We start from the raw sequence: 5,312 nt of genomic DNA on the forward strand, positions 1-5,312 counted from the left end.
CCCCGCACAGGGGCAACACTAATAGACCGATAACAAATCAAGGAAAGGCCAAAGAACCAGACCAAGAAAAGGCCCCCCAAAAAAACCAGCCCCCGCCCCAGCAAGGGGCACCACAAAACCCCTTCCCCCCGACTCCGGTACAATTTCTCGACACACCCCAGCGCCGCGCCGCCCTCCTCCAGGCCCCGCGCGCCACTGCGCAACCCAAATTCCAGCTACCGCCATGTCCAAAAACCAGACCCTCTTCGACCGCGCGCAACGCACCATCCCCGGCGGCGTAAACTCGCCGGTCCGCGCCTTCCGCTCGGTCGGCGGCACACCGCGCTTCATCGAGCGCGCACAAGGCCCCTACTTCTGGGACGCGGACGGCCAACGCTACACAGACTACATCGGCTCGTGGGGCCCGATGATCCTCGGCCACGTCCACCCGGAAGTGCTGGAAGCAGTCCAACGCGTGCTCGCCAACGGCTTCTCGTTCGGCGCGCCGACCGAATCCGAAGTGGAAATCGCCGAGGAAATCTGCAAACTGGTGCCGTCGATCGAACAGGTCCGCATGGTCTCGAGCGGCACCGAAGCGACCATGAGCGCGCTGCGTCTCGCGCGCGGCTTCACGAACCGCAGCCGCATCGTCAAGTTCGAAGGCTGCTACCACGGCCACGCGGACAGCCTGCTGGTCAAAGCCGGTTCAGGCCTGCTCACGTTCGGCAATCCGACTTCGGCGGGTGTGCCGGTCGACATCGCCAAGCACACTACCGTCCTTGAATACAACAACGTCGCCGAACTCGAAGAAGCGTTCAAGGCGTTCGGCAACGAGATCGCCTCGGTGATCGTCGAGCCGGTGGCCGGCAACATGAACCTCGTGCGCGCCACACCGGAATTCCTGCAAGCCTTGCGGCGCCTGTGCACCGAGTACGGCTCGGTACTGATTTTCGACGAAGTCATGTGCGGTTTCCGCGTCGCCCTGGGTGGCGCGCAAGAGGTGTACGGCATCACGCCGGATCTGACGTGTCTGGGCAAAGTGATCGGCGGCGGCATGCCGGCGGCGGCCTTCGGCGGCCGGCGCGACATCATGGCTCACCTCGCGCCGCTCGGCGGCGTCTACCAGGCAGGCACGCTGTCGGGCAATCCGATCGCGGTCGCCGCGGGCCTGAAGACGCTGCAACTGATTCAGGCGCCGGGCTTCTATGGAACGCTCACGGCCCGCACCACGCGTCTCGCGCAAGGTCTCGCGCATGTCGCGCGCGAAGCGAACGTGCCGTTCGCGGCCGATTCGCTCGGCGGCATGTTCGGCCTCTACTTCACCGATTCGGTACCCACGAGTTTCGCCGAAGTCACCAAGAGCGACGTGCCGCGTTTCAACGCGTTCTTCCACAAAATGCTCGACGCAGGCGTGTACTTCGCGCCGTCGGCCTACGAAGCGGGCTTCGTTTCGATCGCGCACGACGACGCGATCATCGACGCGACGATCGACACCGCGCGTGGCGCATTCGCCTCGCTCGCGGCTTGACCAGGGCGAGACACGAGACCGCCGACACCCAGTCCAATACTGACTAGCCACCGTACCTGACCGGATACCGATGTTTTCGCAAACCGACTTCGTCCATATGGAACGCGCGCTCGCGCTGGCCAAGCGCGGCATGTATACGACCGATCCGAATCCGCGCGTCGGTTGCGTGCTCGTCAAGCACGGCGAGGTGATCGGCGAAGGCTTCACGCAACCGGCCGGCCAGGACCACGCCGAAGTCCGCGCGTTGAAAGACGCGCGCTCGCGCGGTCATGATCTGCGCGGCGCCACGGCCTATGTGACGCTCGAGCCGTGCAGCCACTTCGGCCGCACGCCGCCATGCGCGAATGCGTTGATCGAAGCGCAGGTCGAGCGCGTGGTCGCAGCAATGGAAGATCCCAACCCACAAGTGTCCGGGCGCGGTCTCAAGATGCTGCGCGACGCCGGTATCGAAGTGCGTTGCGGGCTGCTCGCCAACGAAGCGCACGAACTGAACATCGGCTTCGTGTCGCGCATGACGCGGGAGCGTCCGTGGGTCCGCATGAAGGTGGCGGCCTCGCTGGACGGCCGTACCGGCTTGCCGTCGGGCATCAGTCAGTGGATTACCGGCGAAGCGGCGCGCGCCGACGGTCATGCGTGGCGCGCCCGGGCGTCGGCGATTTTGACGGGCATCGGCACCGTGCGGGAAGACGATCCGCGCATGACCGTGCGTGCCGTCGACACACCGCGCCAACCACAACGCGTGCTGATCGACGCCCAGCTCGACGTGCCGCCCGAAGCGCAGATTCTGGCCGGCCCACCTACCCTGATTTTCTGCGGCAATCTCGACGAGCGTCATACGGAGCGCGCCGCCGCGCTGCGCGATCGCGGCGCGGAGATCGTGCAATTGGCCAACGCGGCGGGCAAGGTCGACCTGCCCGCCATGCTGAAAGTGCTTGGCGAGCGTCATGTGAACGAACTGCACGTCGAGGCCGGCTACAAGCTGAACGGCTCGCTGCTGCGCGAAGGCTGTGTCGACGAGCTGCTGATCTATCTGGCGCCGAGCCTGCTCGGCATGGACTCGATGAGCATGTTCAATCTGCACGCTCCGGAAACGCTCGAAGGCCGCGTGCAACTGAATTTCCACGCGGTCGACCGGATCGGCGACGATGTGCGGATTCTCGCGCGCTTCGTGCCTCGGGTGGTACCCGAGCCGGCGCCTGAAGCCGGCTCCGAACCCGCGCCCCACCCCCCTTCGAATTGATCAAGGATTAGTACGATGTTTACAGGAATCGTCGCGGCAGTGGGCCGCATCGAATCAGTCAGGCCCCTCGGCACCGATGGCGATGCAGGTGTGCGTCTGAACGTCGAAGCCGGCGGCCTCGATCTCGACGACGTGCAACTCGGCGACAGCATCACCATCCAGGGCGCCTGCATGACGGTGGTGGAAAAAACCGCGCATTCGTTCGAAGTGGACGTGTCGCGCGAAAGTCTGAACTGCACGGTCGGTCTGGGCGAGCCGGGTGAAGTGAATCTCGAGAAAGCGCTGCGCGCGCACGACAGGCTCGGCGGCCACATCGTCTCCGGTCACGTGGACGGCCTCGGCACGGTCACGCGTTTTGCGCCGGTCGGCGAGTCGCACGAACTGCGCGTGCTGGCCCCGCGCGAGATTGGCCGCTATCTGGCGTTCAAAGGCTCGATCACGGTCAACGGCGTGAGCCTGACAGTGAATTCGGTCGAGGATCGCGACGACGGCTGCGAATTTTCGATCAACCTGATTCCACACACGGTGCAGGTGACGTCGCTCAAGAATTTGCGCGAGGGTTCGCAGGTGAATCTGGAGATCGATCTGATTGCGCGGTACGTGGAGCGAATGCTCAGTGCGTCTCAGGATGGCTATAAGCCGTTGAAATAATTAGATTTTTCGAAAATCAGCGCGTACGGCCGTCTCGCCAAAATCCCTCGCAGGTCGTAGAGGCAATTCCTGGCAACATCCCCCGCGCGCTCCTGCTCGAGTACATCATGGAACTGATCTTGAGCCGGGCGCCAACGATCCGAAAAATCCGGAACGTTCGGTTGCTCTCACCTCGGCGCGTTTCCCACAGACCCGAAGACTGACCGCAACCGCAGAAGCACATCCGACCCAAGGCGGCTTTCGGTCATCTGAATTGGGTGTGCAGGTTGTTGACCATCGGTATCGAGTCCATGGGGAAACTGCCGCTATCTCGTCCAGCTAGCCAGCGGCTTTCGATCATCGGGGGTCGATGACGGAGTGCAGGCAATTGGTAGGTCGTGTACCCGTCGTGATGGCGTCTCCACTGCAGCATCAGCGTCAGTCGACGATCCGGGTGAAATCGTCGACAATCTTCGAGGCCTCGCTTGGTTGCGCGAACTCGCGAACGCGCTTCCACCATCGGCCAACCTTTCCTCGGAAGTTGCCATGCCACTACCGCTCGTCAATGGGTGAAACCGCCGGGCGAGAATCGGCCTTATTACGACCAGCCACCCGTCACCATGACATCCTCCGACGTGATCATGCGGCTGTCGTCGGCCGCGAGGAAGAGCGCCATGCGCGCGAGATCGCCGGGCTCCATTTCCTCGTCGATGCACTGGCCGCGTCGTATCTCTTCGCGGCCTTCGTCGGTGAGCCACAGGTTGCGCTGCTTCTCAGTCAACACCCAGCCCGGCACGAGCGTGTTCACGCGGATCCCATACGCGCCGAGGTCCTTGGCGAACCCGCGCGTCAGGCCCTGTACTGCCGCCTTGCTCATTGCGTAAACCGGGAACTGGCTGCTCTTGAGCATCCAGCAATGCGAGCCTAGATTAATGATCGAGCCCGCGCGTGCGGCCTTCATATCCTCGACCACGGCCTGCGCTGCGAACAACTGATGCCGCACGTTAACTGCAACGCCTGCATCGAACGACTCGGGCGTGACGTCGGCGAGCGCGTGGCGGCGATCGTTCGCCGCGTTGTTCACGAGCACCTCGATCGGTCCAAATGCTGCCCGCACTTCGGCGATGGCCGCGTGCAACGCGGGAATGTCGGTGACGTCGCAGGCGACGAAGAGCGGTTTATGGCGCGCGTTACCGAGCGATTTGGCAAGAACTGTTCCCGCGTTCGTGTCGATGTCGAGAAAGCCCACACGTGCGCCTTGCGCAACGAAGTGCTCGACGAACGAAGCGCCAATGCCACTCGCGCCGCCCGTAATGAGCACGACCCGGTCTACCAGACTGGGATAGCTCGCGTAACGTGCTTGTCCCGAAGATTTTTCGCTAGAAGTTGCCATTCACATCCCGTGTTGATTGATCGCTGCGACGACCAAGCCGACTGTACGCCATGGAAGTTTTCTTGTGAGCCAAGCAGGTCCGGCTTCGTGGCGCCCTCCCGTCTGACGCCCAGATGACGCATTGTCTACGAGAAGGTGCGATCCGCAAAGACGTGCTCGTCGTCGTGCATCCTTCAAGCCCTTCTCGTGCTTGCCCGATGAGGAGCTGTCCGTTCTGGACGTGCTCGTCACCCGCCGATGCGACCGTCGCGGTATGGCGTGCAATCACCAGTCTTGACGTTGTCTGCCCGTTTCGACTAATGTATGAATCGCTTCGTACACTAGTCGAAAGGGGCCGCGTGCCCAGAGCGGGAGGAGATCACAGTTGACCAAAGCCCATGCTGTTCTCGTGGTAGCACTGCTCTCGACGGCTGCGGCCGTGCCGGCCATCGCCGCAGACGCCACTTGCGTACCGCCCAATGCGTCGGTTCCGGCTGGTGCCAACACAACCGATCCGAAGGCGCCGTTCTTCATCGATACGGCGGGGCTGGATCTAAAGACGA

4 protein-coding genes are annotated in these 5,312 nt (G+C 63.1%); 3 read left to right on the top strand and 1 reads right to left on the bottom strand.

Annotated elements, in window-relative coordinates; translation table 11 throughout:
• Positions 1–223 precede the first annotated feature (223 nt).
• From hemL to QOC89_RS00240, 3 genes are all read left to right on the top strand, one after another.
• The gene (gene hemL / locus QOC89_RS00230) at positions 224–1,507 is read left to right on the top strand and encodes a glutamate-1-semialdehyde 2,1-aminomutase (protein ID WP_323043178.1); all 1,284 of its coding nucleotides are present in this window, start codon (positions 224–226) and stop codon (positions 1,505–1,507) included.
• Between the two features lie 70 nt (positions 1,508–1,577).
• Positions 1,578–2,747, top strand: a complete 1,170-nt coding sequence (ribD, locus tag QOC89_RS00235) for a bifunctional diaminohydroxyphosphoribosylaminopyrimidine deaminase/5-amino-6-(5-phosphoribosylamino)uracil reductase RibD (RefSeq protein ID WP_323043179.1) — start codon at positions 1,578–1,580, stop codon at positions 2,745–2,747.
• 15 nt (positions 2,748–2,762) lie between these two features.
• Positions 2,763–3,398 (top strand): riboflavin synthase, encoded by a 636-nt coding sequence (locus tag QOC89_RS00240; protein WP_323043180.1) that lies wholly within the window; start codon positions 2,763–2,765, stop codon positions 3,396–3,398.
• 577 nt (positions 3,399–3,975) lie between these two features.
• Here the strand turns inward: QOC89_RS00240 and QOC89_RS00245 are convergent.
• The gene (locus QOC89_RS00245) at positions 3,976–4,770 is read right to left on the bottom strand and encodes an SDR family oxidoreductase (protein ID WP_323043181.1); all 795 of its coding nucleotides are present in this window, start codon (positions 4,768–4,770) and stop codon (positions 3,976–3,978) included.
• Positions 4,771–5,312: the final 542 nt, after the last annotated feature.

This window comes from Paraburkholderia sp. (assembly GCF_034668105.1).
Classification (GTDB): Bacteria; Pseudomonadota; Gammaproteobacteria; order Burkholderiales; family Burkholderiaceae; genus Paraburkholderia.